Origin of the sequence: Paenibacillus sp. FSL K6-1566 (assembly GCF_038050475.1) — a bacterium.
GTDB lineage: Bacteria > Bacillota > Bacilli > Paenibacillales > Paenibacillaceae > Paenibacillus_AQ > Paenibacillus_AQ lactis.
Genome location: NZ_JBBOSR010000001.1, coordinates 3035604 through 3062280, shown reverse-complemented (window position 1 = coordinate 3062280; position 26677 = coordinate 3035604). Strand labels below are relative to the sequence as shown.

27 protein-coding genes are annotated in these 26677 nt (G+C 48.9%); 1 reads left to right on the top strand and 26 read right to left on the bottom strand.

The annotated features are described in order from the left end of the window. Window positions 1-17: 17 nt before the first annotated feature. The 13 genes from NST08_RS13480 to NST08_RS13420 all read right to left on the bottom strand — a co-directional run bounded on the left by NST08_RS13480 (window position 18) and on the right by NST08_RS13420 (window position 10211). A complete protein-coding gene (locus tag NST08_RS13480) occupies window positions 18-629 on the bottom strand; it encodes an NAD(P)H-binding protein (RefSeq protein WP_210094901.1) in 612 nt (203 codons plus the stop codon). Window positions 630-643: 14 nt separating this feature from the next. After that, entirely contained in the window at window positions 644-1108 is a 465-nt protein-coding gene (locus NST08_RS13475; protein ID WP_210094900.1) for a MarR family winged helix-turn-helix transcriptional regulator, read from the bottom strand. A gap of 276 nt (window positions 1109-1384) precedes the next feature. Then, the gene (locus tag NST08_RS13470) at window positions 1385-1696 is read right to left on the bottom strand and encodes a hypothetical protein (protein WP_210094899.1); all 312 of its coding nucleotides are present in this window, start codon (window positions 1694-1696) and stop codon (window positions 1385-1387) included. A gap of 138 nt (window positions 1697-1834) precedes the next feature. After that, window positions 1835-2797, bottom strand: a complete 963-nt coding sequence (locus tag NST08_RS13465; protein WP_210094898.1) for a metallophosphoesterase family protein — start codon at window positions 2795-2797, stop codon at window positions 1835-1837. Beyond that, window positions 2772-4016, bottom strand: a complete 1245-nt coding sequence (locus NST08_RS13460; RefSeq protein ID WP_210094897.1) for an MFS transporter — start codon at window positions 4014-4016, stop codon at window positions 2772-2774. Before NST08_RS13460 ends, NST08_RS13465 begins: the two co-directional genes overlap by 26 nt. Continuing rightward, window positions 4013-4831 (bottom strand): MBL fold metallo-hydrolase, encoded by an 819-nt coding sequence (locus NST08_RS13455; protein ID WP_210094896.1) that lies wholly within the window; start codon window positions 4829-4831, stop codon window positions 4013-4015. The genes NST08_RS13460 and NST08_RS13455 overlap by 4 nt, the downstream gene beginning before the upstream one ends. A gap of 143 nt (window positions 4832-4974) precedes the next feature. Continuing rightward, window positions 4975-5751: a DeoR/GlpR family DNA-binding transcription regulator gene (locus NST08_RS13450; protein WP_306436990.1), complete on the bottom strand. Its 777-nt coding sequence runs from the start codon at window positions 5749-5751 to the stop codon at window positions 4975-4977. A 100-nt stretch (window positions 5752-5851) separates the two neighbouring features. Continuing rightward, window positions 5852-6577 carry a hypothetical protein gene (locus NST08_RS13445; RefSeq protein ID WP_210094895.1) on the bottom strand — a complete coding sequence of 242 codons (726 nt, stop codon included), beginning with the start codon at window positions 6575-6577 and terminating at the stop codon, window positions 5852-5854. Next, on the bottom strand, window positions 6564-7286 hold the full coding sequence (locus tag NST08_RS13440) for a fluoroquinolone export ABC transporter permease subunit (RefSeq protein WP_210094894.1): 723 nt from the start codon (window positions 7284-7286) through the stop codon (window positions 6564-6566). Before NST08_RS13440 ends, NST08_RS13445 begins: the two co-directional genes overlap by 14 nt. Continuing rightward, entirely contained in the window at window positions 7283-8137 is an 855-nt protein-coding gene (locus tag NST08_RS13435; RefSeq protein ID WP_210094893.1) for an ABC transporter ATP-binding protein, read from the bottom strand. Before NST08_RS13435 ends, NST08_RS13440 begins: the two co-directional genes overlap by 4 nt. Then, window positions 8134-8766: a TetR/AcrR family transcriptional regulator gene (locus tag NST08_RS13430; RefSeq protein ID WP_244869095.1), complete on the bottom strand. Its 633-nt coding sequence runs from the start codon at window positions 8764-8766 to the stop codon at window positions 8134-8136. The genes NST08_RS13435 and NST08_RS13430 overlap by 4 nt, the downstream gene beginning before the upstream one ends. 216 nt (window positions 8767-8982) lie before the next feature. After that, window positions 8983-9591 carry a histidine phosphatase family protein gene (locus tag NST08_RS13425; RefSeq protein WP_210094891.1) on the bottom strand — a complete coding sequence of 203 codons (609 nt, stop codon included), beginning with the start codon at window positions 9589-9591 and terminating at the stop codon, window positions 8983-8985. A 233-nt stretch (window positions 9592-9824) separates the two neighbouring features. Beyond that, a complete protein-coding gene (locus tag NST08_RS13420) occupies window positions 9825-10211 on the bottom strand; it encodes a YkvA family protein (protein ID WP_210094890.1) in 387 nt (128 codons plus the stop codon). Window positions 10212-10373: 162 nt separating this feature from the next. On the opposite strand from NST08_RS13420, the gene NST08_RS13415 reads away from it, so the two are divergent. Then, on the top strand, window positions 10374-11693 hold the full coding sequence (locus NST08_RS13415) for an FAD-dependent oxidoreductase (protein ID WP_341341840.1): 1320 nt from the start codon (window positions 10374-10376) through the stop codon (window positions 11691-11693). Between the two features lie 86 nt (window positions 11694-11779). Here NST08_RS13415 and NST08_RS13410 read toward each other — a convergent pair whose 3' ends face one another. From NST08_RS13410 to NST08_RS13350, 13 genes are all read right to left on the bottom strand, one after another. Beyond that, the gene (locus tag NST08_RS13410; RefSeq protein ID WP_341341839.1) at window positions 11780-13045 is read right to left on the bottom strand and encodes a Gfo/Idh/MocA family protein; all 1266 of its coding nucleotides are present in this window, start codon (window positions 13043-13045) and stop codon (window positions 11780-11782) included. A gap of 35 nt (window positions 13046-13080) precedes the next feature. Further along, a complete protein-coding gene (locus NST08_RS13405) occupies window positions 13081-13968 on the bottom strand; it encodes a carbohydrate ABC transporter permease (protein WP_007131828.1) in 888 nt (295 codons plus the stop codon). A 15-nt stretch (window positions 13969-13983) separates the two neighbouring features. Further along, window positions 13984-14874: an ABC transporter permease gene (locus NST08_RS13400; protein ID WP_007131827.1), complete on the bottom strand. Its 891-nt coding sequence runs from the start codon at window positions 14872-14874 to the stop codon at window positions 13984-13986. 109 nt (window positions 14875-14983) lie between these two features. Continuing rightward, complete coding sequence (locus NST08_RS13395; protein WP_028406640.1) at window positions 14984-16711, bottom strand: extracellular solute-binding protein; 1728 nt, start codon at window positions 16709-16711, stop codon at window positions 14984-14986. Between the two features lie 160 nt (window positions 16712-16871). After that, window positions 16872-18206 (bottom strand): response regulator transcription factor, encoded by a 1335-nt coding sequence (locus tag NST08_RS13390; RefSeq protein WP_028406641.1) that lies wholly within the window; start codon window positions 18204-18206, stop codon window positions 16872-16874. Continuing rightward, window positions 18206-19951 (bottom strand): histidine kinase, encoded by a 1746-nt coding sequence (locus NST08_RS13385; protein ID WP_210094888.1) that lies wholly within the window; start codon window positions 19949-19951, stop codon window positions 18206-18208. The genes NST08_RS13390 and NST08_RS13385 overlap by 1 nt, the downstream gene beginning before the upstream one ends. Window positions 19952-20676: 725 nt before the next feature. Next, entirely contained in the window at window positions 20677-20904 is a 228-nt protein-coding gene (gene yedF / locus NST08_RS13380; RefSeq protein WP_007131822.1) for a sulfurtransferase-like selenium metabolism protein YedF, read from the bottom strand. Continuing rightward, window positions 20894-22102 (bottom strand): selenium metabolism membrane protein YedE/FdhT, encoded by a 1209-nt coding sequence (gene yedE / locus NST08_RS13375; protein WP_210094887.1) that lies wholly within the window; start codon window positions 22100-22102, stop codon window positions 20894-20896. The genes yedF and yedE overlap by 11 nt, the downstream gene beginning before the upstream one ends. A 133-nt stretch (window positions 22103-22235) precedes the next feature. After that, a complete protein-coding gene (locus NST08_RS13370) occupies window positions 22236-23021 on the bottom strand; it encodes an alpha/beta fold hydrolase (RefSeq protein WP_213613994.1) in 786 nt (261 codons plus the stop codon). Further along, on the bottom strand, window positions 23005-23613 hold the full coding sequence (locus NST08_RS13365; RefSeq protein WP_210094885.1) for a TetR/AcrR family transcriptional regulator: 609 nt from the start codon (window positions 23611-23613) through the stop codon (window positions 23005-23007). Before NST08_RS13365 ends, NST08_RS13370 begins: the two co-directional genes overlap by 17 nt. Before the next feature lie 257 nt (window positions 23614-23870). Continuing rightward, window positions 23871-24647: a hypothetical protein gene (locus tag NST08_RS13360; protein ID WP_210094884.1), complete on the bottom strand. Its 777-nt coding sequence runs from the start codon at window positions 24645-24647 to the stop codon at window positions 23871-23873. A gap of 378 nt (window positions 24648-25025) precedes the next feature. Then, window positions 25026-25430: a DUF4358 domain-containing protein gene (locus NST08_RS13355; RefSeq protein WP_306436989.1), complete on the bottom strand. Its 405-nt coding sequence runs from the start codon at window positions 25428-25430 to the stop codon at window positions 25026-25028. Window positions 25431-25537: 107 nt separating this feature from the next. After that, a complete protein-coding gene (locus NST08_RS13350) occupies window positions 25538-26677 on the bottom strand; it encodes a DHHW family protein (RefSeq protein ID WP_210094882.1) in 1140 nt (379 codons plus the stop codon).

Sequence of the window (26677 nt, the reverse complement as noted above, 5' to 3'; positions counted from 1 at the left end):
ATTTCGTTTCCTCCTTGTTACTTGCCCCAAGTTACACTATAAATACCTCGATCGTATGCATCCTTCGTAACAGCGTCCAGCAATGCAGCTGCTAAATCCGCCCGGCTGATTTGATACGGGCCCGATTTGAAATCGTTCCCTCGTTCCTGGATTCTCCAACGACCCGTGGCGGGTTTGTCGTTTAGCTGAGTCGGCCGATAGATCGTCCAGTTCAACCCGCAACTTCGGATTACATTCTCAGCTTCGCGCAGTTCTGCCAAGTCGCGGCGAAAGATCCATCTTGCAACGAGAACGGTGGGCCATGGACGTTTAGCTTCAAGTAAATAGGAACTGACAAACACCAGTCGCCGGACTTTGGCTTCTTGCATGGCCTGAATGACATTTTGAATAACAGCGGCGACATTGGCCTTTCCACCGACGATGGCAATCACTCCTTCGCTTCCGTTGATCGCATGCTGGAGGTCTGACAGGTGGATTCCATCTCCGGTTACTATCTTGGTTATACCTTGAAAAGACTTTAATACGTTCGGCCGCCTTGTGAACGCGACCAGTTCATCACCTCTGGCGATGCCGTTCCTTAAAACCTCCAGTCCGGTTGGACTCGTTGAGCCGATTACGGTTATACGCATATACATCCCACATGTCATTCAGTATGTTGACGAATGGATTGAGCATGCTTGTCAAAGTTGTTCAACACGATCTTCAGCAGCCGCATGAATTCCCCATATTCCTCTGCGGACATCCCTTCGATGCCAATTTCCATCACCTCCGCTAATGCCTCCTCAATCTTCGGCACGACAGCCTTCCCCGCATCTGTAAGAAAAAGTTGATGGTTGCGTAAATCCGCAGGATCCATCTCTTTGCGAACATAGCCTTCGAGCTCCAGCTTACGGATCGCCTTTGCCGTCGTGGTCTTGTCTAGCAGCAGCTGCTCACTCAGCGTCTTCTGATTCACCCCTTCCTTCTTTGACAGCATGAACAAAAACATATGCTGACCAAAGCCCAGCTGAAGAGCAGCGAGCCGTGGAGCAAGCAATAATTGCAAATGGCGATTAATTGCTGTAACTTCTTTTCCGTATGCTCCATGTTGAAGAACTTCAGGTTTCATGTACTTCGACTCCATTAGTTTTATTTGCCAACTACATACATAATACACGCATATAGTTGGCTTATGCAACTAATGTTTCAAATCCCAGTGAGCGGAGGTGCATAAAGTTTTTTTTAGTTGAGAACATGGGATAGTCTACTTGCACGCAGTACGTAAAAAAGTCGCCACTATTGGCGACTTCTGTTGTTCATAACTCAACATCAGAGCATAGAACTCCCTAACTTCAGGCTTTGATGAAGCCCACTTTAATTACATCTATTATAGATACCTTGGAATTCAAAATGAAAAGATGAGGGCAAGGATAAATGCACTGATGATAGCTATAACAAGAACCATAATTCGGATGCCGATCCGAACCAGCCAAGACTTCTGTGCAATCCGATCATTGATACGCTCCATATATAAAGCTCCACCCGCAATGAGAAAGACCAGCACGTTAAACATGTAGTCCCAAAATGATTTCGGCTTGGGGGTGTAGGCTTGAAGCCCAATGGTATTTCTCATGCCTTCATCTCCAGGAAAAACCGCCATGATTGCAGCCATAATGATGTGTAGTACCAAAAAACATATTATAATCGTCCCGACCATCTTCTGCCTCCTATATTATGTCACGAATCCATTTCGCAGTAGAAATTTCCTTTTTAATATAGAGGAAGAGCAGCTGCCAGGGCAAGCTGCTCTCATCGAAGTCGTCCTATTTAAGAGGATAGGGACTAGTAGATTCTCTTAGTGAGCACCCGGCTCATGTAAGGGCATTTCCCCGATCAATCCGTCGCTCTGGCGGATCCATGTCTCAAACTGCCGCTCGCCCGCTGTGATTCGAATAACTCGTGCACCCGTCGGGAATTTATCCTTCCTCACACCTTCCACATAACTGACATAACGAGTAGATCTGCCGTAACAAAGGCGGATGCCGTGCAGCACTCCGGAATAATCGTTCGAGTGGTCATGGCCGACAAATGTGCCCATAACATCTCCCATTTCTACCATGGCGGCGAACATGCCGGAATTGACTTTGGGCGAGCTGATCCATTCACTGCAATGGCCTTCGCACACTGACGTCTCCCACACCTTTTTGTATTCCGGCAGCGGAATATGGAAAAATGCCAGTGCAGGTAAAGGCGTCCCGCCGTTCCGTTCGGCCAATCGCCGGGATTCGGAGACGTACCAATCGATTTGATCACGGCGAATCCAGTCATACCCACCCACCGCTTCAATCGGTGAGTAATCGCCGCTGTCGAGGAAGAACAACGCAGCAGCCGGCTTCCCCGTTGGATCGTCAACCGTCAGCACATAGTTACCCGCTCCGCTTACTCCCGGAGGATCCGGTTTGGCGACGCAATATGCATGATGGAGCTGCTCCTCATGCATCCTCTTTCGGGGAACATTCCCCTCCGAGTCATGATTGCCAAACACCGCCGCCCACGGCACACGGTTGTCTTCAGCGACAGCAACCGCGCTGCGGAATGATTGCAGCGGATCCTTGCTCCTTGCGCTTGCAATCAAATCTCCCGCGAATACAACAAGATCAGGCTGCTCAAGCGCAATGATCCTGTCCATCGTTGCCTTCGTCATCGAGTCGAGCATCGGCGTCTCCGGATCCACATCCTCCTCATCAATAAACTCCACATCGGAAAACTGCACGATGACAAACGATCCGTCCTCACGAAATGTTAGCTTCTTCTCCAAGGAATCCCCTCCCTTTTCTCATACCGTCCTGCCGGTACCATAAACCAATCAAAATGAATACAGCTGCGCACGCTAGATACATGGATGTCATGCCATATTGCAAGCCGACCACCCAATAAATCAACGTCGGGCCGATCGCCGCCCCTAAATCGGTTGACACGGAATATGCGGTCATGACGGTAATCACGGATGTATTCTTCGCTGCGTCGGAGGCCATCGCGTCCATAATGGTGCCAAGTGCGGTGCTGGTAATCATGACGAAAATTACAATTCCGACCCAAATGCCGATTGGCAGCTGCCAAGGCAGCAAAGCATATCCGGCCGCTGCGCCCGCCAGCGATACCATAAACAGAGGAAGCCTTCCTCTCGGCCCATCGGTATGACGTCCGAACCATCTGGCCAGGAACGGCTCCCATGCACAGCGCAGCGCCGTCAATACACCGCCTAACGCAGTGCTGCCGATTATCAAACCGAACCAAGGGATCCCGCCGGGATGGCTTGTATCGATGAGATACGTGAGCGTCGCGCCGAACACAGCGTGCAGTAACGATATCATTAATCCGCTTATCACGATTTTTTTCACCTGCAGCGACCAGACCGTGTTCCTCACTCCGCGTGGAGGATCCAGTTGATGCATTCCCGAAGCTTTTCCCTTGCTTATGGATACGGCGATGAGCGGAAGCCCGATCAAAGCCATGATCCCGAATAGTATGGAGACGGCTGACAGGCCGATCATGGGCACGAGCAATCCTCCGAACAGTACGCCGACCAAGCTGCCAAGACGCCACAATCCGTTATACGTTCCCATGAAGCGTCCCCGGTTCGTATCATCGGAATAGCGGATGACGGTCAAATATCCACCCATTCGCAGCAAGGACCATGCAATCCCCCAAATGGCACGGAGGGCTACCCAGAGAACGAACCCTTTGAATATGCCGTATCCCACCGTGGTAAGCGCCGCCAGCCCGACCGACATAAACAGACCGGTTCGAAGCGACATGCGGTGATACAGCCACCCGATTAGTGGATTAAGAGGGAGCCTGACAAGACGATTGACGGACAGCAGTACGCCGACCTGCCATAGCGCGTCTAGTCCCGCTTCCTTCCAATATACCGGCAATACGATGTACAGCATCGAATCACCGAAGAGGGTCAGTGCAGTAACGATACCTACAATTACAATCTGTCGCCGTTCTTTGGCGCTGTCTCCGCCCGTCATAGATCGACGATCAAGCCATCGTAGGCAACCTTGATGCCGGCAGGCTCGAAGGCACGCTCAAAATCATCATGCAAAAAGCCGGAGTTATGCGTAAAATGAGTCACGTAAACCTGGCCATCCATGCCAAGGTTGCCTTCCTCCCGCCACACGCGCTGGACCTCCAGCACGGTTTCAATGCCCATATGATTTGGATTTCGGTCATTGTTTGTATAGCTATGCGTACAATCAAGAATCGCCATATCGATCGCTTTGCCTTTCAGCCATTCCCATGTATCGTCATGCAGCCAGCCCGTATCATTGCCGTAAAACAGCGTCTTGCCCCCTTTTTCAATATAAAACAACAAACATGTTTCCATACGGTCATGATTCGCGAGCAAAGGAGTAACTTGCGTATCGCCCAAGAAAATCGTCTCGAAGGGACGCAATAAGTGGAAGGCGAACCGGTCTCCAGCATCCGGGCCAATCGCTGGTATGCTTTGGCTAATCGCCGCATCGTTGCCATAAATATGTAAGGGGTGATCGATACCGTGTGCAAACCCGTCAACGCGGTTGTACAGATCCGATGGCTGGAAATGATCGTAATGCGTATGCGTGAATAACAGATGCTCAACCGCACCCAAATCGATCCCGTCACGGAGCGCCTGCATATGGGAGTCTGCGGAGTAGTCGACCTTGATTATGCCATCAATCAATACAGAGCTTCTCGTTCGGATGTTTTTTCCTCCAAGCGATCTCGCCTTGCAACAGACGTCACAGCGGCAGTACGGATTGGGGAATCCTTCCGCAGCAGCCGTTCCGAGAAAATGGATTTTCATTTTGAGGCTCTCCTCCCTTAGTGAAGCGATCGTTTATCTCATTCCTTTGATTAATACAAATAATACCACATAAACGCAATCAATCACACACAAAAAAACGATTCCGGGTTTGCATAAAACCAAGAATCGTTCACCGCTCCTGCCTATTTATATACGATCTCAATGCCGCTCTTGCTGAATTGATCAACAATATTTCTGTCGATTTTCGAATCCGTTACAAACCGCTCGACTTCGCTTGCCCCGCATACTTTGATAAACGAGTTTTGTCCGAACTTGCTGCTGTCTGCGAGGGCGATGGTACGCTTGGCGTTAGCGTGCATGATTTTTTTCACCTGAACCTCGCCGATGGCGTTATCCGTAATCCCTGCTTCTAACGTAACCCCGCTCATGCTCATAAAAAATAGATCCGCGTGAAAGCGAGCTGTAAATTCCTCCGTTAGGTCGCCGATGATGCTCAGCTCTTCATGACGAATGACGCCACCGGTCATGATGACCGTATACCCCGGCATCGACACGAGTTCATTCACGATCGGAAGCGAGTTCGTAATAATCGTTAATCGGTCGAATTTCGTCTTGAGCGCCTTCGCTATTTCAGTGTTTGTCGTACTCGGGTCCAGCGCGACGGACATCCCTTCAGTCACATAACGAACCGCGATTTGAGCCAGCTCCTTCTTCTCTTCCATAAAGATCGATTCACGGATCGGAAGCGGAATTTCGTGGCTGTAATCCGGATCTCTAGGAATCGCCCCCCCGTGCACCCGCCGCAGATGGCCTTCGTTTTCCAAGTATTCAAGGTCCCGTCTAATCGTCTCGAACGAAACCCCGAAATGCTCCATGAGCTCCGAAGCCCGGATCGATTTGTCTTGATTCAATTTCTGAATAATGATTTGATGCCGCTGTTCAGCAAACAACTGCTCCACTCCTTACTTGCCTGAACTTCTTCTTATCTAAAAAGTTTACCATAAAAGCGCCACCTCCACCCGCAGCACTGTTTTTCGTCCCTATGCTAGCAAGAGAGATCTATGCTTGCTTGGCTTTAAACACATTGATCATGAGAAACAAACACGCTAGATGTAATAGCAAGCCCAGCAAGAAGAACACAAATGCAGGGAATGGTTCATCATGCATGATCAGATCGAGGACCTTTGCCGGCCAATAACTAGGCAGCAAAGCCCCAAGCACCTGCCAAGCTCCCGGAACAAAATGAACCACCACAGGGCCTATGATGAACAACCCTCCGATTTTGGATAAGGCCAGTCCCTCCACTTTATTTGATGAGAATGCGGCGAGAAAGAGCGTAAACAACGGCGATTCCAATGCCAGCAGCAGCAAAGCATACAGCGTTTCCCATCGAACGACCGACATCGTAGACCATTGCAAATAGATTGCGGATAAAACGATGCACAGCAGGGTTGGAAGCGCCACTCTATACAGCAAATAACCTTTACGCATCAGCGGCGTAACCGCGTAATAGGCTATCATATTCTCATCCCGTTCGTCGAGGATAAGCAGCCCCGTAAGCATCCCTGTTAACATCGGGATCGTCACAACTAACAATGAGGCAGCAAAGCCGCGATATTGCTCAAGATTAAACGAATAATGCATGTCAAGCCAATGAACGGCTATAGGAAAACCGAACCTGGACAGGAAGATAAGCACCAGCGGACCGATCATAGCCGCCATGAGCACGGGGTCTTTCAATGCGTGCCGAAAATCCTTCATCATCAGGGCTTTATATTTTTCCATTGCCATCCCCTCCTTCTCCGATCCTCATCAGCACATGGCGTGAATAAGAGCGGTGTGCCCAGATATATGCTGCGGAATTCCAGATCAATAGGATGAATGCGGAGTAAAGAAGGTGATTTACGGACAGGCCGCCAGAAGGAGAACCGAGTAATCGAAGTGTCCCTTCGGTCGGAAGCAGGAGAAACAGATCCGTATGCCATAAATGAAAGTAGCCCAGCAATGGAAGGACAAATGGCAAAGCGTAGACTTGCACCATCAGAATAAAACCATTGATGGTACGGTGTCGTGCCGCCACGCCTATCGATAGCAAGGTCATAAAGGTTGACGTCAGGACGATGCCTGCAGAAAAAGCAAGCGGTGACTGCGGAAGGCTGCCGCTTGCCGCATGAATGGCCCATCCTGCCGCAAGGGACAAGACGGACAGCGATCCGGCTTTCGCCAGCAAATAATCCCGAATATGAGCCGGCGTGACGAACAGCGGATCGTGGACGCCTTGGTCCCTCTCCAACAAAACCATCCCGCCTGCCATGATAAGTCCTAAAGCTGCAGGGTCACTGAAGGTCAGCGCTATGGCTGTCGTCTCCTTATAGATTTCTGGAATGAACCTAAGCAAGATCCAATAACAAAAACAAACGAATACATAAACGAAATAGAATCCATGACGCCATTGAAAACGCAGGTCGAATATCAACAGGGATAAGCCTTTCATATCAGCTGCCTCCCCGTCACCTCGATAAAAATTTGTTCAAGGGATGCCTCCTGCGAATGAATCGTTTCGAGCATATCATTCTTTATAATCTTAAGAAATTGATCATTCCCGCCAATACCGTCAAGAGGAAATAAGGCTTCCTTCAGCTGGCCGTTCTTGCGAAATTCTACGCGAAGCTCCTTCCTTCCCTTCCGCAGCTTCAATTCTCTTGGCGAATCGATCAGTTTGATTTCACCGTCAACAATAAATGCTACTCGATCACAAAGCTCCTCTGCCGCTTGCATATTATGCGTTGTGATGAGGACGGTCTTCCCCTCCGCCTTTTTCGCCAGAATCAATTCCTTCATCCGTTTCGCGTTCACCGGGTCCAAGCCGGAGGTGGGCTCATCCAGAAAGAGGATATCCGGATCGTGCAGCAGCGCCCGGCAGAAGTTAAGCCTCATCTTCATCCCTTTGGACAGCTGGGACACCTTCATGTTTGCAGCATCTGCAAGATTGACTTGTTCCAGCAGATGCATAGGATCCTCGGTTTTTCCCTTGTAGAGGGAACGAAAGAGCTTTAAATTCTCAAGAACCGTAAATTTGCTGTAGAAGTTCGGGAATTCAAAGGCAACCCCGATTCGTTCGTAATAGTCGGGACCGATATCCCTGATTTCGCTGCCCATTACTTTTACGCTTCCCTGATAGCCCTTCAGCACGCCGATCAGCAGCTTTTGCGTCGTGCTTTTACCCGCGCCGGAAGGACCGAGGAATCCGAAGATTTCCCCGGTTGGAATCACAAAATCCAGTCCGCGCAGGGTCTGCTCGCTCCGGTTCGGATAGGTAAAATGAAGCCCTCTAACTTCGATCATACCGGCTCGTCTCCTTTAAAAGGCCTTGATGCCGCAAGCATACCAGCCGATAACAATTCGACCAGCAGCTCGATCGTTGCCGTATATTGGGCTTCTCCGATGTCATTCTTGTGCAGCGTCAGCAAGGCCAAGGATCGAATCATCCCCACAATCGATTCAGAAGGCGTACCGGATAAAATGCCCGCTCTTTGCCAAGACGTAATGATCGGCAAGAGCGCTTCTTGATCCTCGCTAAAATTGCGTTCCAGCTGCACCTTGGGTAACTTCCTGAACAACATTTCCATCTCGCCCCGATCCATCATCTTCCGGAGGAGCGGGCTTTCATCCATCATTCTTAATGAATAGGAAAGAAACCGCTTGATGCCTTCCTTGCTGCAAACCTCATCAGGGGGGAATAAATCCAGCACAGTATTGCGGATACGCTGTTCCTCTTCCAGCAGAAGTTCATAATATAACTCCTCTTTCGAAGCGAAAAACATGTAAAACGAGCCTTGGGCAATGCCGGCAGCCTTCGTCAAATCCTCCACGCTCGTTTTGCGAAGACCTGCTGTTTCAAATTGGTGCCGCCCCTCCGAAAGCAATTTCTGACGGATCCATTCGCGTTCCTGCTCGGAAAACTTTTTTGGCATGTCGCTGTTCACATCCTTCATGAATTTATTTATGATTTTATGAATGTTTTTATTTTATATTCACAAATTACAGCTGCAAGCTCCGAATGTCAATAGTGCGCTTTAGGACTGCGTTTGCCATCATGTTGCAATTATTGGGGTTTAGGGCCGCTCGGCGAACAAGCCGCCGAATGTAGGGCAGCCTGTTTTCAGCGTATAGAAGAACTCCAACAGATTTTATCCCAAAAGATGTAAGTGCGTTATATTTGCGAAATCGATTAATACAAATCGCCCATCAACGTATTTTATATGAGTGATAGAACACTCAGGGACCAGTCGACTCTGCGTTTGAACAAAGTCCGGGTGATAGGCATTCAACTCATCTTGGGAAAATTCGTTTACCATAAAGTCTGTGATTAACCCGCCATGCGTCACGATAACGATCCGCTCGATTGTGTGCTGAGCCGAAAGCTCCACTATGCAGGAAGACAAGCGCTCGCCTGCCCTTCTTGCAGAGTCGCCGACTGGGGGGACAAAATCTCTTTCCAAGGTGCAGTGATTCCACATCTCGATAAACTCCTGAAATGTTTGTCCAGGGAGGTCTCCCCAGTTTGCTCGTTCCCGTAACCGGGTATCTTCCAATATGGTTTGATTCACGGCTTCTGCAATGAACCCAGCGGTCTGCTTGGCTCGCTGAAGAGGACTGCAGCAGATTCTGCTTATGGGCATTTTACGAAAATATGCTGCTGTCATCCGAGCCTGCTGTATCCCTAATGGAGAAATGGAAACATCTCCAGTTCCTTTCTGCTTTTCAGCATGTCTAACCAGGTAAAAGTCCGTGCTCATTCCAGCACTCCTTCCTGAATATTAAATTTAACGATCGTTTAATTTAATATATGTCTAATTAGATGATATCATGGGTTTGCACCATTGGGAAGTCAGCGCTTAGGAAAAATAAAATTGCCAATCTACTCGTAACGATGATCGTCATTTTTGCGATTCGTGAACGCAGCAACGCTAGCCTCTAATATAGATCGAAAAAAAAGAGCAGCTGCCGCTGGCAACGCTCTTTTATTCGATCAGTCCACCATGTACCGATATATGATCAGCGAAACCCAAAGGAATGCCGCGATCCATAGGAGAATAATAAAACTTCCTGCAAGCCAATTCTTCGGTTTACCGTTTTTTATACGTTGCTCGGCTTTCTCTTCGTTCTCTTGGACGACATCAGGAGGTATCATTTTCAGTGCGATGGCTACTCCAAGTGGAACTAAGATCACATCGTCCAGATAGCCTAGAATAGGAATAAAATCTGGAATCAGATCAACGGGGCTAAACGCATAGGCTACAACACAAATGGCAAATACTTTGGCGTACCACGGGGTCCGAGGATCCTTGTAAGCATAATAGAGCACGAATATCTTTCCTTTTAGCTTTCTAGCCCATTTCTTGATTCGGTCAATCATCCCGCTCTCCTTGCGTGCATGTTTTCATTCCAACAAAACCATTCTACAGACCTAGTTCATGATCCTTCCTGCGCCGGGTTAAGGTCACTGTTCCATATTGTATTGTATCAATAATGAAGTAATTGAGACATTGTTTATTTCCCGGAAAGGAAGTGTCTTATCATGCATGCAGACAAGATGGATATTAGCCCGAAGACAGGAACAGCGAGTAATGTTCCCAAAGTTTCGGTCGCCATTGTGGGCGCAGGTTTAAGCGGCTTATGCTTAGCTCAAGCACTGCTTCGGGCCGGGATGGAAGTGCAAGTGTATGAACGCGATCAAGCTGTGGACGCCCGTCGCCAAGGGTATCGAATTACGGTAGATGAACACGGGATTGCCGCCATAAAGCGATGTCTTCCTCCTCGTTTATTCGAGCTGTTTCTGGCCACTACTTCGCCTACTGACCTTGATAGTTATTTTAGATTAACCAATGGGAAACTACGCGAAATATTCAAACTCACGTTTAAAGGAGACCCAACGGGCACCGACTTACGGATCCCTCGCCAAGCGGATCGCCAAACATTGCGCACGATCATGCTGGAAGGACTTCAAGAACGGGTGCATTTTGGGAAACGAGTGGTCCATTCCGAATCTAACCCGGATGGGGCCGTCCTTCACTTCAACGACGGAACTTCCGCACATGCAGCATTCATCGTTTGTGCAGATGGAGTACATTCATCCCTACGCAAACAATACCTTCCGGATTGTGAACCGGAAGATGTGAACCATTGGGCGATTTATGGCCGTACTAGATTGGTTCATGAAAAAGATAGACCATTGATGCCCGAAGGTCTCAAAACAAGCGGTATCCACGCCATCGGTCGTTCAGGCGACGGCATCTTTTTTACGACGATGGCCTTTCGCGAAGCTCCCCAAGCTGCGTTCTCCCGAATGGGAATCGTCCAGCCGCCTCCCATGGTTGATGATTATATCATGTGGGCTGTTCTCATGCCCAAAGAAAGGTTCTCGGAATATCAAACTACCTCTGACCCCGACCTGCTGTTTCGGGTGGCCCAAAATGTTTCGCGAGACTTCCACCCGGCGATCCGGCGTCTAATCGAGCATGCTGACGTAGATTATACGATGGGAGTTAAATTCAAAGCTGGAAGGAAACCCTCCCGTTGGCCCAACTCACGCGTTATTTTTATGGGTGATGCAGTCCATGTCATGCCTCCTACTGGATCGCACGGGGGCAACACGGCCCTGCGAGATGCAGGTCTCCTCGCCGACAAGCTTGAGGCTGCGATGAAACAGGAAGCGGATTTTGAAACAGCGATCTACAATTATTATCACGAAATGAGTAAATATGCATTCCACGAGGTTGAAGCATCGAAGTACATGATGAAACGATTTACGATGAAAAATCCGGTCATGCGATGGACGATGTTAAGTGCGATACCTTGGATTCGATCCCTGACGAACCAGCCACTTACGATTGATTAACCAATCCATGTCGATAGACGATTAAGCAACGATTAATAATGAAAATGCAGATCTTAAAGACCGGCATTTTGTCATTTCTTTGTGAATCATTTGGCGGTATAACGCTGTCGAAACTCTTCAAGACGAATAATCGATCCCTCGATTCGGGATTGCTCGGCTGCAAAAGCCATCAGATGGCTCTGCACAGAGCGGTCCGCCGAGGTAAGCCCTTGCGTTTGACCACCGTCGCGGACCAGCTTCAGAAAATCCTTGATCAGCCGCATGTCTCCGCCCCCGTGGCCGACATGACCGCCCATATCGTCAAAGGAAATCCTTTCGACCTTTCCGCTGCCAAAATGAATGATCTCGATTTCGTTTTTTTCCATGGCCCCCCGAATCTCACCGCGCGTCCCCATCAGCTTGATCGTCCGGCTCACATCCCTTGTAAAGGCACTCATCGTAAATGCTGCCGTGACGCTGTTCGAAAACTCTAAATTCACCACCTGGTGATCAACCACGTCGTTATCGCAATGATAAACGCATCGGCCATACGGTCCTTCCTGCAGCGCCTTATACCGCGCACTGTAGCTCATGTCGTCGCTGATGGCAGATGTCGGCCAGTTCGTATCCGCCGTTAAATAAAGATTTGGCGCATAGTAGAGACATTCATCCGCCGCCGGGCATCCGTCCAGACAGCGCAGCGGCGCTCCTTCCGGCGCTTCGGCAGCCGTAAAATGAGTGAGTGAACCGAAGGAGGATACCCGAACGCAGTCCGCATCCGCCAGCCAGAGCAAGATGTCCAGATCGTGGCAGGACTTTGCCAGAATCATAGGGCTGGATTCATCCTTGCGGCGCCAATTCCCTCTTACAAAGCTGTGTGCCTGATGCCAGTATCCCACATTTTCATTATGCTGGATGGACATCAGGCGGCCGATCACGCCCTCTTCCAGCAGCTCCTTCAGCGTCCGAAAGAACGGCGAATACCGCAGCACGTGGCAGATCGAAAACACCTTTCCGGCCTTTGAAGCGATTTCCCCCATCCGTATGCATTCTTCCGGATCCGGCGACATCGGCTTCTCCAGCAGCACATGATATCCCGCCTGCAGCGCGCGCATCGTCGGCTCGAAATGCTGCTTATCCTGGGTGCAGATCAGGACGGCGTCAGCCATCTTGGGCGCGGCAAAAAATGCGTCCCAATCCTCGAAGCAATTGGCATCGTCGATCCAATGCCTATGCTTAAAGCTCTCTCTTCGCTCCCGAACCGGCTCCGCCACGGCGGTGACTTCGAGCTCCATGGGATGCTGCAGCGCATACTCCAAATAATTGATTCCGCGAAGCCCGGCTCCGATTAATGCAACCGACACTTTTTTCATATAATAGCTCTCCCCTTCCTGCTTGCTCCGCTGCTTTATTCCTTCACGCTGCCGACGGTTATTCCTTTAACAAAATATTTCTGCAGGAACGGATAGACGAGCATAATCGGAAGCGCACCCATAAAGATTTGGGCCGTTCGGAGCGTTTTCTCGCTTAAATTCTCCATCGCCTTAAGCTGTTCGATCGAGATGGACGTCATTTGCGAGTTTATGGACATAATCAATGTCGACAGGTACGTCTGGAGCGGGTATTTCTCCGGCGAGTTGAGATACAGGATGCCGTCGAACCACGAATTCCAGTGACCCACAATGGTGAACAAGCCGATGGTCGCAATGGACGGAAGGGATACAGGCAGATAAATGCTCCATAACACCCGCCAGTGTCCTGCCCCGTCAATCGTAGCCGCTTCATCCAGTTCTTTGGGAATCGTCCGGAAGAAGTTCAGCATCAGCACCATATTCCATACGTTAAGCGCGCCTGGGAGAATCAAAGCCCAGATCGAATCAATCAGTCCCGTATTTTTAACCGTGATATAAGTCGGAATTAATCCGCCTCCAAAAAACATCGTAATGGCAAAGAACCACACATAAAGCGTCCTGTGCTTGAATTGCTCCTTCGATTTCGATAGCGGGTATGCCGTAATGAATATCAAGAACATATTGACAGCCGTTCCCAGAACGACCCGCTCCAGTGAAACGCCGAACGAGAGGAAGAATTCCACTTTCTCTCCAAGGTACCGATAAGCATCTACATTAAAACCAACCGGCCACAGCTTCACTTCACCAGCCATGGCGGCGGTATTCGAGCTTAAGGAAATCGAAAGCAAGTGAATGAATGGAATAATGCCAAGTACAGTGATCGTCGTAAGCAGCAGCGTATTCAACAAGACAAACAGTCTTCTGCTCATCGTTGGTCTGTGCATTTCTCTCCCCCCAGCCTAAAAGATCCGGTAATTGTTATATTTGTAAGCCGCATAATAGGTCACGGACACCAGGACAAGCGAAATGACCGATTTAAACAGCCCGACGGCGGCCGCCGGTCCGAATTGCTGGCTGAACATGCCGAGCCTGTAGACGAACGTATCGATAATATCCGAGCCTTCATAAACCGTCGGATTATACATAATCAGGATCTGCTCGAAGCCCGCATTCAGGATTCCCCCCAGGCTTAGCACGGCAAGAAGAATCACGATCGGAGCCATGCCCGGCAGCGTGATATGGAGCATTTGCTTCCATTTTCCGGCACCATCGACCTCAGCAGCCTCATAAAGATTGGCATTGATCCCCGCGATGGCTGCGAGCATCACGATCATGTTATAGCCCATGCCCTTCCAGACGTCCGAGCCGATGATGATCCCACGGAACCAGTCATTATCCAGCATGAACATGATCGGCTCCAGATGAAAGGCGGTCAGTAACCCGTTTACCGGACCGCTAAGCGAGAATAATTCGATGATGACGCCGCCGAGAACCGTCCAGGATAGGAAGAATGGCAGGAAAATGGCGGATTGCACAAACCGGGAAAACCACTTTCGGGTGACCTCGTTAAGCAGCAGGGCGAGTATTAACGGCACAAGCAGATGCAGGACCATCTTAAATACGGAAATGACGAGCGTATTCCACATGACCTGCTTAAAATCCGGCAGCCCGAACACGTACTGAAAATTTTCAAATCCAACGAATTCGGAGTGAAAGAAGCCGGACAGCGGCTCAAATTGTTGAAACGCCATCACCAGGCCTACCATCGGCCCATAGGCGTATATCAGTGTCACGATAACACCGGGCAGCAACATCAAATGAAGCAAGTATTCTTTTTTCAGCGTTCTCACAGCTGGACCTCCCGGACATTTCAGGATATGGCAACGTAAGCTCTATGAATTTGTAAAACGGGGGGGAGGCGCCGGTAACCGGTAACGCCTCCTCCCCGCTTTGGAACGACTATTTTACGGCTTGCTGGCTGTACCAATCATTGACTTCTTGCGTAATTTCGTCGCCGCCAAGCGACTTCCAGCTGGCAACAAACTTATCGAATTCATCCACGGAAGACCCCATAATAATTTTGGTGAAGGTCTCCTGCATAAGCTTATCCAGCTGGGCCCCCTTCTCCACCTGCGTGGCCGTTGGAAGACCGTAGAACTCGTGGTTGACAAACGCCTGTTTTTCTTTGATCTGGCGGGTCAAGCCCCAGCCGCCGTCCTTCGCTGCACGGCTGAAATATTGTCCCCAGTTCACGCCTTTACTCGCGTTCGATGTATCACCAGCCAAGTAATCCTTGGTGGCCTTGAAGACGTCGGCGACGTTCTTGTAATTTTCATCATCCAGCGTAATTTCCGTCTGATTCGCTTCAAGCGCTTTATTCACTTCGGTGTAAATGGTTTCGATCTGGGCAGGGTTATAGATCCGCGGACTGAACCAGTTGTATACATATCCCTTCTCTGCCTGGTTCTGATTCAAATACTCCTTATTCCCCATCTCAATATAGAAATTGATCATTTTGATAGCGGCTTCAGGGTTCTTCATTTTCTTGTTCACCGCATATACCTTGTCACCCCGGATTTTAGGCACCAGCGATTTGCCCGGACCGTCTAAACCAGGAATTTGAATGGCAATCCAATTCGCGTTCGGATCTTTATCCACATTCAGGTTCAGCGGCCAGTTCGGATACCACCATTCCCCGTAGGAAATGCCGACTTTGCCTGCGGTAATGTCCTCGACCGCTTTGTTCTCGTCCTTGAGCGCAAACTCTTTATCCAGGATGCCTTCTTTGTACCAGGATTGAAGCTTGCCAAGCGCTGTTTTTACCTCCGGCTGGATCAGACCCGGAATCAGCTTTCCGCTGCCGTCTTGAATCCATGCCGTTTGACCATCGCCCATGGACGGATACGCGCCAAAGCCGTTGAAGAATCCTCTTGCGTCAAAGCCCCAGAAGAACAAATTCTTTTGCAGCACGAGTCCGTAGGTGTCGTTCTTGCCGTTTTGGTCCGGATCCTGCTGGACAAATGCTTTGGCGACCATCTCCAGCTCGTCCATGGTTTTAGGAGGTTCAAGCTTCAGGTTGTCGAGCCAGTCCTTGCGAATCCAGAGCAGCTGCGTCGATAAGAAAGGGTCCTCAAAAGCCGGGATTCCTAACTGTTTGCCGTCCTGGGAATACGTCTTCATGGCGAAACCGCCGTCAGACTCCATATACTTCTTTAATGTCGGCGATGCGTAATCGTTGTAGGCCTCGGTCAGATCGGCAAGCATCCCCTGCTTCTTCAGCTTTTCGAAATTTTTACCGTCCAGCTCCAAAATATCCGGCAGGTCGCCAGAAGCCAAGGCAAGCGAGAACTTTTGACTAAATTGGCTGGATGGGACCGTCCATTTGTATTTCACTTCAATGTTCAGCATTTCTTTCAAATCTTTAAGATAAGCATTCTGCTCCGGCGTAATGCCCTTCGGCGTCCGGGGATCTTCGGGCGGATTGAAGCCCATTACCTCCGTTACGGTTACCGTCTCGGGATATTTCCCCAACGGATCAGGCGGAGCCGCCGCCGTGCCGCCCTCTTCTTTGGTCTCGGTTTGCGGCTGGGAACTTGCTGGCTCTTTACCTTGACCTGAACATGCAGATATGACAAATAACGACAATGTGGCAAGCAAAATCATTTTCCATGGCTTGATTCTTTTCATGTCGATGGCTTTCCCCCTTCGAATCGTTTGTAGACTGCTTTGGTCTTTACTTCTTGGGTCCAATTATATATGCCGGAAGAAAGCGCTATCAATTTTAAGATTTTTACATAGCTTTCAATTTATTTACTTGTTTTCAAGGCTGCGCGATAACCCGGCTCCGTCAACTGCGGTATTCCTGAGGAGACATGCCCATCTTCCGCTTAAAAAACGTCGTGAAATACGAATGCGAATCGAAACCGACCCGGGCAGCGATCTCCTGCAGCTTTAAGTCCGTGTTCCGCATGTAGTCGATTGCTGCTTCAAGGCGCTTGGCCTGAATATATTCCAGCAAATTCTGCCCCGTCATCTGCTTGTAGTAGCGGGACAGGTAGGATGGATTAAAATGCACCTCCTGCGCGATCGCGGTCAAGGAGACATCCCCGGCCAGATGATCCTGTATGTATTTCTGAATCTGGGCAATGACCAATGATTTCGTATCACCCTCGCGATGGCGCGCTTGTTCGCCCGTGTTCCCAATCGGTTCTCCGACTTTCGAAATGTCAGTGATCACCATGCTTTGACCCAACGCTTGCTTTTGCTTCAAGATCATCCGCAGTGTTGCGTATTGCTCCCGGATCGTCCCCCACGCTTCCTTCAGGTTCCCTGAAATTCCGAAGGATACCTGTACCCCGAGCAATTCGTCGCATTCATTTTGTATAGACTCCAGGATCCCTTTCATATAGCCCGTGACTCCGCTCCACGAAATCGTCCCCTCGCTCTCCCCTTCTTGGAAGCGGCCCAATAATTCTGCATCCGGTTGAAGAAGCCAAATGAGTGTTCGTTCATAAACCGCTTGCTCGCAGCTAAACGAGGACGGTAAATCATTCATAAATATCCCCTGTATGGATGAGATCATCTCCCTGGATGCCGAATGCGCCGATTCGTCTATGCACCCCATCACAAATAACGAAGGCAGGTCTGGACAAATGCGAAAGTCCAATCCTTCATAACGCGTATCGGTCAATAGTGCACGGATCGGCTCCCCGTCTAGGATTCGCTCCATCCGTTCGTTTTTCAGCAGGGGCCTGGCGATTTTTGCATGCTGCTTCAACTTGTCTTCCTGTACTCTGCGGCGATTCTCCTCATCAAGCCTCTGGCAAGCCTGTTGGACAGCAGTAAAGATCGGATCGATGCCTTCGGTTTTCAGGATGTAATTGTCCACATTTTTGCGCAGCGCTTCGTGCACGTATTCAAATTCGCTGTATCCCGTCAAAAAGATGATTCGGCACATCGGCCAATAATACATCAGCTCGTCCACCAGCTGAAGCCCGCTTTTTTGCGGCATCCGAATATCGCTGACAAGGATATCCAGCTTCATCTTTTTGGCAATCGCAAGCGCCTCCTTGGCCGAATACGCTTTAAGGACATCCAGCTCAAATTCCGGGTTTTCCTCAAATAACTGAACCAGACCGTTCGTGATCACCGGTTCATCATCTACGATCAACAGTCGATACATTACGAAGCCTCCTCACTTACGTCGATTATGATCAGCTCTACTTTAAGACCGCCATAGACACTGCGCGAAATGAACAGCCCGCTTTCGGGCCCGTATTTAAGGCGAAGTCGGTTATGCACATTCATTAAACCCGTCTTCTCCATTTGCTTGGAATCGTCTCCCAGCCTTTCGCCTAATTGCGCGATCAGCTCATCCGTTACCATCCTCCCATTATCCTCCACCGTTACCCGCAGCCTGCCATCCCGGTAATCCGCGTTGATATAGATCCTCCCATCGTCCATGCCGTCCACGAACGCATGCTCGAACACATTCTCCACGATCGGCTGAATGATGAGCCGAGGAACCGAAAAGGCTGGCGGAATTCCGGACGGCCCTCCATCCTCGTATGCAATCCGGTTGGAGAAACGGATGCACTGAATATCGCAATAATCAAGCGCATGGCGGTATTCCTTGACGAATGGAACATCGTCCGAACCGCTTCTCGTAATGTACTGATAATAGCTCCCCAGCTTCTGCGATAGCTCTGCTGCGCTTTCCGCGTCGTTTACTTTGCACATCATGTAAATATTAAAGAAGCTGTTGTATAGAAAATGCGGATTGATCTGGGATTGAAGCTGCTTAAGCTGGGAGAGCTGCAGCGCCATTTTTTGCTCATAATTTTCTTCGATGGAGTGTTTAAGCTTCAGGGTCATATTGTTGAAGCTGTTGAACACATAGTGGAACTCGTCCTTGGATTTGGATTCGATCGTAATATCCAAATTATCGGTCTCTATCATATGAAACGCCTTGACAAGCTTGGACAGCGGCCTGTGAATCATCAAATTGACGGAGAACGAATACAGGATCAGCACGATAAGTGCAATAATAAACAACGTGTAAAACCAAGTAATAAACTGGCTCAGCGGGCGCGTAATTTCATTCTGGTTTACGTACATGATCAGCTCCAATCCGAGGGAGCTGACGTCATTTTGAATAATAAAATAGTCAACGCCATGCATGCTGCCCTTGGTGGGCGTTTCCAGGCTATTCAAATCTCCACTGCCGGCGAGCGCCAGGATGCCTGTCGTCTGCGCTGGTTCCGCTTCGGTTGCCAGAATGGAGCCGAGCTCCTTATTTCCAAGCAGCACCTCGGATTCGGGATAGAGTTTGGCGATTTCTTTTAAAGCCTCAAGGAGCTTAGGCCTGGCTATTTCGATATAGGACCAGATCTTGCCGTTGTTCTCTGTTTCGATAAAAAAGATACGGTCGCCGCTTCGATAAAACGAAGGCTTGGATTTCACCGAAAGCAGCGATGAAATCAGCTCCATTTCAACATTCGGCGTATTGGTAACCCCGGAGAAGGTTGAGATGGTTTTTCCCACGGATTCCACATAAACGCCGGCATTCAGAACATATTCGCTCGATACCGTTAACGTGGCAAGCCGGTCCCGGATTTGGTCAATCAGCGCCACCTCTTCATAATTATCCAGGGTCCCGCCCCGAAAGCCCAGCTTCTGCAAATCTTGGTCATTGAGCAGCTCCAGCTGCAAATTCCGGATAAAATACATTTCTTTGTCCAGCTGTTTGGAGTAAAAAGAGGCCCCCGCGAATGAAGAATCCAAGATCGCATCCTTGGAAACGGACATTCCTTTGAAGTTGAGCCAGAGGCTCATGGTAATGAGAGGCAGCAATAATACGATAAATACGATCACGATTTTTTGATACACAAACCAAGTGGATGATTTCCCGGACGCCTGCAGCTTCATGAGCTCCCCCCTCTCGGCGTAAGTATAGATGGTTACTGATTCTGGAATTCATCTCCTGCTTAACCTCCCTCCACCTAATTTTTCTCTAAAGTATACATCCGGCACTTCTTGTCGTACAGCACAAAGAAAGCGCCTGACGTTGACAATGCATGTGTAGCTGTAGGCCCCCGATTGCTTTGCTGCTTGCATTCACGGATGTCCGCATCAGCTGCACCAACAAAAAAAGCTTTTATGTCCTAACGATTCCTATCATGAACCCGTATCCCTAATAAGCAGAGGAATGGCTCTTTTAGAGCCTTGCGATGATGAGCTTTACGGACCCATTATTGTATTGTGTATGGTAACAATATCTATGATTGGAAAGATTTGTAGCAAACGGACATTCAGGTGGACAAAGAGAAAACTCAATCTAAGAGGTACGGCATAATCGTTATCATCATCATTGCGATCATTGTTCTGTTTCGACTTTTTATATGGGATGTTTATCTGGTCCATTCAACGCGTGAGGCTGTTTTGGATGGGTTGAAGGAAAACCGGGTCTCGGATTATTCGTCGATGATGCTCGGAAGCAACATCTAACCGTCCGCCCTTTGGGCTATGGCCTCGCCAGCCAATTGATCCAAAGCTTATTCGGGAATTAAGTCCCGCTAATAACACGAGAAAGCCTCCCTGTCGAATGTGGGAGGCTTTCGTCATTATTGAACATTGATTTAGCGTTATTTCTCTTACACTTGGATAAAGAGGCTGAATTCCTGGCCGTTCTTGACCGGCTCTTGTGCCATGCTGTAGCCGTGCTTGACGACCTCTTCCGGCACATTCCGGAAAGCGGACGGGCAGTCGGAAATGACCTGAAGCGTCTGCCCTTTTTTCATATCGCGCAGTGTTTCGAGGGTGTAAATGACCGGGTAAGGACAAGATTCCCCCCGGAGATCCAGTGTGAAATCAACGGACATGAGTTGCATCTCCTTTCTTGAATCCAACGCCGTAGCGGTAGTTCTTCTGCCAATATGCGGCGACCGCGAACCCGGCCCCGAGTACTAGCAGTGTTACAAGTAATGCAGCCGCCGGACCCATCTCAGTGATCAGGTTGACTGGCGCGCCACTCTTCACAAGCAGGTTATATACCCCCATGTGATCCCAAGCAAACGCCAAAGCGGTAGCTCCGATAATGTTGCCGATAAACACTGGCAAAAACACGACCTGCCCTTCCATCAGGCGGTACATCATCCCGGTTTCACAGCCGCCGGCCATGACGATCCCCAGTCCGAACAGCAATCCGCCGATAAAGGTGCTAGGTGCCGCAATTTTCGTAATGGGGTCTAAACCGTATACAAGAATAATGATCAACGTAGCGACAGAGCTGACCGCCATGCCGACGGCAATCGCTTTGGTCATCGTAGCCCGGCCGCTGATCCACAGGTCGCGGAAAGCGGAAGTGAAGCAGATCTGCCCCCGCTCAATCAGGATTCCGAATGCCGCTCCGAAGAGTGCGGCTGTTCCAAGCATGGTGCGTCCAGTGGCATAGAAATATACGATGAGGGCTATGTACGCTAAACCGAGAACCGCTCCAAGAAGGGGCTGCCGGCTTTTCCCGGTCTTAGCTATCGGCGTTGTACCGCCCATCTTCAGAACTGGCTTGCCTTTCCACCACCTCGTATTGACCAGCTTGGCGCCCAGGAACGTGCCCGCAGCCGTAGCAACGATAAAGATCCAGGAATGCAGCGAAAACTGAGGTACACCGGTAAAAAATGCCGCGAGATTGCAGCCCAGCGCCAAACGGGCTCCAAAGCCCGCTATGATGCCGCCCACGAATCCCTGCACATACCGCCGCTTCTGTCTCGGCATCCGGATCTTGAAGTTGTTGCTAAGCAAAATCGTAATAAGGGCTCCAATAAACATCCCCCACACGATCCAACCATCGGTTCGGGTCCAAGTCGTTCCGTTCATATGGACAAGGTCGAAATAGGCCCAGTCCGATACGTCCACCCCGAAGAATTCAAGAATATGGCCTCCAAGACGGGTAAACTCTCCGGTTACGGCCCAAACCGTGTTGGTGATCCCAAAATAGACCGCACTGAGAATACCTGCCAAAGCCATGACCAGATAGGGGCTCCAGTAGCTTCCGAACCATGATGCATATAATTTTTTCACGTGCTTAATAACTCCTCACCCGATAGAGTCTTTGACTCTACTCTTAAATTGAACCGGCAAATTTTATTTTACTATAAAATATTCAATTCGGTAAGAAATTTGAGCACTGATCTAGACGAAGTAGGGGGAACGATCAAAATTCATTGCGATGCTTGACTAAAAACCTGGATATCTGTTCATTTACGGCATTCGGATTATCAAGATTCGTTGCATGGTGAGCTCTCGGAATGATGTGCAGCTCCGAGTTTCTTATTTTCGAGTGCATATATTTCTGCTGCCTTTTGATCATGGTGTCATGTTCGCCTTGAAGCAGTAAAACGGGACATTGTACATGGTCCAAATGCTCGCGGCTCTCCATCCGGGTGATCGCATCCCATAAGCGCAGCCATCTCTCTTGTGTCAGCATATTGAATGCTTCCTCAATGTATGCTCGGTTATCCGGATTATACTTCGAGAGCATGGCCGCCTGGATCCTACCGGTTAGCCGGATCGGGATCATCCGGGAAGACCAACGGTTAAAGGGGACAAAACATTTTTCGAACCAGTTAAATGCGTTGGTGAACGGAGTACCGATTAATACAAGAGCCTCTACCCTTTCAGGAAACCGAATCGCGGTTTGCAGGGAGATATGACCACCCATGGACAATCCGCATAGCACGGCTCGCTTTATCTCAAGGTGATCCATCAAAGCTATTAAGTCTTTGCTGAACGTTTCCGAGTCAACCTTTCCTTCCGGAAGTGAGGAGTAACCATGCCCTCTGACATCCCAAACAATCGTCTTATATCTCTCGGCAAAAAACTGAACTTGCGGCTCCCATTGCTTGTGATTCCAGGAAGCGCCATGGGTAAATATGACCGGATGACCCTCCCCGTGCACTTCGTAGTATAGATCTGCATGGTGGCTAGTCATCGTTGGCATCTTCTTTCCCCCCTATTCGTAGCGGTCCGATCACAACGCGAAAACAATCGTCGATTAGAGCGTCTAGCGACTTCCCGGCATCCCGAATCCAGATCAGGAGCGCACCGCTGATAGCGGACTGCAGCACGGTGCTGACCAGCTCGATATCGCAAGATTGAAGGAACTTGCCCTGAACAGCTTTACTCAGCAGCCTTCTCGTTCCAGCATCAATAATAGCCAGGCGCTGTTTCGACCTTTCCAGCAATTCAGGGTCGGTCGTGCTTTCCAGATAAAAACTGGTATGGCGCGCCAGGGAAACCGGGTCATTTCCTAACCGGACCGCCTCTTTATAAACGGATTTTAACGCTTCGATCGGCGGGGCGTCGCTCTGATCCGCTTCAGTAAACTTCGCTTCAGTCAATTGAATGACAAAATTGCTATAAGCGAGGAAGATGCCCTTCTTTGAGGAAAATCGTTTGATCAATGCTGCAGGAGATACACCGATCTCGTTCGCTATATCCGTGAGCGTAGTCTGTGCGAACCCCTTCTTGCATAGCGACTGATAAACGCCGTAATAGATGTTCTCATCGGTGAATTCACGTGGTCTGCCCATATTAACCCCCCCATTAGTAAATGGTCATTTACTAACAATTGTAGCATGTGCTTCTTTTAGCAACAAGCCGTCGTATTCGTGAATCCCATTTATTTTTCGATTGATGAATCAACGTGAACAGCCCTCGCTTCCTGATATAAGAAGATGGGAGGGCTATATTCCGAGAACAAAATAAAGAGCCAGCATTCTTGTTAAGGAATTCGGCTCTTTGGAGTAAGTTATAATAACTAAAAGTGCGGTGCTAGGAAATGTCTGAATCAATCGAGGTAATTGTAATATTCGACGATATCTGCTATCGCTTTCTTCTGCTTCTCGGTTAACGTGTAGTCCGTTGCTTTATTGGAAATGTCCTCAAAACGAACAATGGTCTCATCGTTTGCTGGAATGACATTGCTAATTAGATCTTCAATTTTCTTATCTACGTCAATATCTACTAGCTCGGTCATGCCGGAACCAAAAAGATCAACATCATTCAATTTGTTCATTGGATTAAACTTAAGCTCCTGTAATTGCTCTCCGGCACGTACCTTCACACTGGTAAACACAAACAATGCCTTAGAAGCATCCTCTTGAAACCCAACTCGCAGGATCATGTATTTGTTAGAATCCTTTATACCGATGTATGGATAAAATACGAGACCCTTGGTAACACCGGAGGAAGGCGAAATAAAGGTAATATTCTCGACCTTGTCTTCTTTAATCTCGAAATTGGCCTCAAGCTCGGTTTTCCGCTTTTTGATCTTAGCCTCTATATCCGCTTTCAGTTTGGTATACTCTTCTTTTGGCTCAGCTTTAATAGCATCATCCACGACCGCATTTGCTTGAACATAGTTTCCATTTTTAAATAAATCCTGTGCTTCGGCATATTTTGCTTCATGATCCTTGGACTTGCTTGCGTCCGTTCCACTCGCTGCTGTCTTGTTATCCGAATTGGATGTGGAATCGTCGGACAGTGTCCCAATTACGAATAGGACCACAATAACCCCCACAATAATAAGCAAAAATGGTTTAAACTTCGACTTTTTCTTCTCCACGTTTACACATATCCCCCTTAAAACTAGTAAGCAATCAAGATATATAGTAACATCGAACCATTCCAACATCAACCTTTTGAGAGATAATAAACCAAAAGTAATAGGAAAATACGACGATTCGTTACTAGTCTTCCAGTACTTTTTCGATACATCTTTGATTCGGATTCCAGGGATCATCAGGCTTCTAGCAGTCCCCATTTCGTTGCTTGGGTTTTAACCTGAGAAAATTACATTTAAGTGGATGTCTCTAAAATAGTTATATTTTACTAGTATTAAAATTAGGTTAAAGCGCAAAATACTAGTTCTTTATTCTTATAGTTTTTATCCAATCTTCTGCCATTCCATCCTCTAGGGCTACGGAAAATATTTCGCCATTATTTACTCCCCCTGGGTCAAAGCGTCGTCAAACGCTTCCCCCATACGATCCGCTTCTTTGGAAACCACAATGAAAACAAATGGCCCTTTCACCTTTAACACATGATTTTCAACTAAAAAATACTCGTCCGGGCGATAGTCCCTGAATTTCGCTGTCTGTTCGTTGATGCGCGCTTCCACTTTCTCTTTGACAGCTTCCGCTTCTTGCGGGTCCTTAAGCTTGATGACAGCCCATTCATCCGCTTTCACGTTCGATGTTGATGTGTAAAGAATGAAATCCTCCACGCCGTCCAGATCGAGCTTGTACAATTTTTGAAGCTTCTCCTGATCCCCTTCACGCATCGCCTCAAGGTCCACCGCTTGCATAATCTGCTCGCCTACTTCGCTGGCCGTAAGCTGAGCCGCCATTTTATCATCCTTCCCCGAGCAACCGGATAGCACGCAAATCGCAACGACAATCGCCAAGATCAGGGGGGATATCCTTCTTCTACAATTCAATTGATTTATCATATATCTCACTCCAATAGATTCTTTATAGATGGGTCTTCACGAAATGTATTCGCGTTATAAAGCATCAGCATGTCGCGGATGTCATGCTCTTGCACGAGAGCGGCCAGATCATCAGCATAATAACGCAAGTCCACCACGAAGATTTCGCTGTAATGCTCGACTAAAAAAGGAATGAAGCTGTTGGCGTACGAGTCTTTGACCACCAGCAGCTTTTTCTCGTTCGTTTGAGCTGTTGCGATGTGGACAAGTCCATGGTTGCCGTTGAGAAAGACCTCATACTTATCCTTTTTCTGCAGATTGTCCATCGCATATAGCGAATCCGTGGTTTCTCCTTCGTCGGCATAGGTAACCTTAATCTTTGGCGGATCGCTCCGCAGGAACAACTCGATGCTGTCAGGCTGCACATGTCGATAACCGCTTCTCGAATAGAGCGAACCGTAAAATTCGTCGGTGATCTTCTGAATATCAAAGCCGCTTTCTTCGTTCGGGACCAGCCCCATATGCTTGCACAGCTCCAGGTAAGCCAGATAAGCGCCTTTCGTTGTCCAGTGATGGTCCGTTTTATAAAAAACATGCTGCTCCCGCTTGCCATATAATGCAGGCAATACGTCGACGTAATGGATACCCTGAGGCAGCGAGCGCCGGACATCGCTTAAATATGCTGCCTCCACGCCAGTTCCCGCAAACCTTGGAAGCTTGTCTTGCAGCACCGTCGCTGCTGTGGGAACGATCATTACGTATTTGCGAAGATCAGGTGTGGCTTCATCGAACGCAAGAATGGCAGCCATTTTCTCTTGCAAATCCCCTTCAATCGGAGGAACAAATTTTTGAATCAGATAGCCGTCTTTTCCGAGATAAACGCCGTTGCTTTCCTTTTTCCCCTGGATGCGGTCCGCGTCCGTTTTAAGCCCGATCCATCGATCCCGAAAGACGAATTGATCGGAAACGTAAGCCTCGAAATCGGACGTAAAGGTCCCTGACAACACGGCTTTTAAGGAGAAAGGCGGCAGCTGCTTCAGCACCCGGTTCTCCGATTCCGAGAAGGTCCGGTCCGCCATTGCGAGATTCAGAGCGCCGAACACGCCGATAAACGAGAGCAGCAGAAGGGCTATGCATGTCCCGTTGATTTTGTCGTTCTTGTCCAT

Excerpts from the sequence above, each read along its gene's own strand:
- NST08_RS13435 (WP_210094893.1), bottom strand. The coding sequence starts at position 8,137 with ATGATCGAAGTTAGAGGGCTTCATTTTACCTATCCGAACCGGAGCGAG.
- NST08_RS13350 (WP_210094882.1), bottom strand. The coding sequence starts at position 26,677 with ATGGACAAGAACGACAAAATCAACGGGACATGCATAGCCCTTCTGCTG.
- NST08_RS13415 (WP_341341840.1), top strand. The coding sequence starts at position 10,374 with ATGCATGCAGACAAGATGGATATTAGCCCGAAGACAGGAACAGCGAGT.
- NST08_RS13470 (WP_210094899.1), bottom strand. The coding sequence starts at position 1,696 with ATGGTCGGGACGATTATAATATGTTTTTTGGTACTACACATCATTATG.
- NST08_RS13475 (WP_210094900.1), bottom strand. The coding sequence starts at position 1,108 with ATGAAACCTGAAGTTCTTCAACATGGAGCATACGGAAAAGAAGTTACA.
- NST08_RS13405 (WP_007131828.1), bottom strand. The coding sequence starts at position 13,968 with ATGCACAGACCAACGATGAGCAGAAGACTGTTTGTCTTGTTGAATACG.
- yedF (WP_007131822.1), bottom strand. The coding sequence starts at position 20,904 with ATGTCCGTTGATTTCACACTGGATCTCCGGGGGGAATCTTGTCCTTAC.
- NST08_RS13395 (WP_028406640.1), bottom strand. The coding sequence starts at position 16,711 with ATGAAAAGAATCAAGCCATGGAAAATGATTTTGCTTGCCACATTGTCG.
- NST08_RS13355 (WP_306436989.1), bottom strand. The coding sequence starts at position 25,430 with ATGGCGGCTCAGCTTACGGCCAGCGAAGTAGGCGAGCAGATTATGCAA.
- NST08_RS13480 (WP_210094901.1), bottom strand. The coding sequence starts at position 629 with ATGCGTATAACCGTAATCGGCTCAACGAGTCCAACCGGACTGGAGGTT.
- NST08_RS13370 (WP_213613994.1), bottom strand. The coding sequence starts at position 23,021 with ATGCCAACGATGACTAGCCACCATGCAGATCTATACTACGAAGTGCAC.
- NST08_RS13390 (WP_028406641.1), bottom strand. The coding sequence starts at position 18,206 with ATGTATCGACTGTTGATCGTAGATGATGAACCGGTGATCACGAACGGT.
- NST08_RS13420 (WP_210094890.1), bottom strand. The coding sequence starts at position 10,211 with ATGATTGACCGAATCAAGAAATGGGCTAGAAAGCTAAAAGGAAAGATA.
- NST08_RS13455 (WP_210094896.1), bottom strand. The coding sequence starts at position 4,831 with ATGAAAATCCATTTTCTCGGAACGGCTGCTGCGGAAGGATTCCCCAAT.
- NST08_RS13460 (WP_210094897.1), bottom strand. The coding sequence starts at position 4,016 with ATGACGGGCGGAGACAGCGCCAAAGAACGGCGACAGATTGTAATTGTA.
- NST08_RS13440 (WP_210094894.1), bottom strand. The coding sequence starts at position 7,286 with ATGAAAGGCTTATCCCTGTTGATATTCGACCTGCGTTTTCAATGGCGT.
- NST08_RS13445 (WP_210094895.1), bottom strand. The coding sequence starts at position 6,577 with ATGGAAAAATATAAAGCCCTGATGATGAAGGATTTTCGGCACGCATTG.
- NST08_RS13425 (WP_210094891.1), bottom strand. The coding sequence starts at position 9,591 with ATGAGCACGGACTTTTACCTGGTTAGACATGCTGAAAAGCAGAAAGGA.
- NST08_RS13410 (WP_341341839.1), bottom strand. The coding sequence starts at position 13,045 with ATGAAAAAAGTGTCGGTTGCATTAATCGGAGCCGGGCTTCGCGGAATC.
- NST08_RS13430 (WP_244869095.1), bottom strand. The coding sequence starts at position 8,766 with ATGCCAAAAAAGTTTTCCGAGCAGGAACGCGAATGGATCCGTCAGAAA.
- NST08_RS13365 (WP_210094885.1), bottom strand. The coding sequence starts at position 23,613 with ATGGGCAGACCACGTGAATTCACCGATGAGAACATCTATTACGGCGTT.
- NST08_RS13385 (WP_210094888.1), bottom strand. The coding sequence starts at position 19,951 with ATGAAGCTGCAGGCGTCCGGGAAATCATCCACTTGGTTTGTGTATCAA.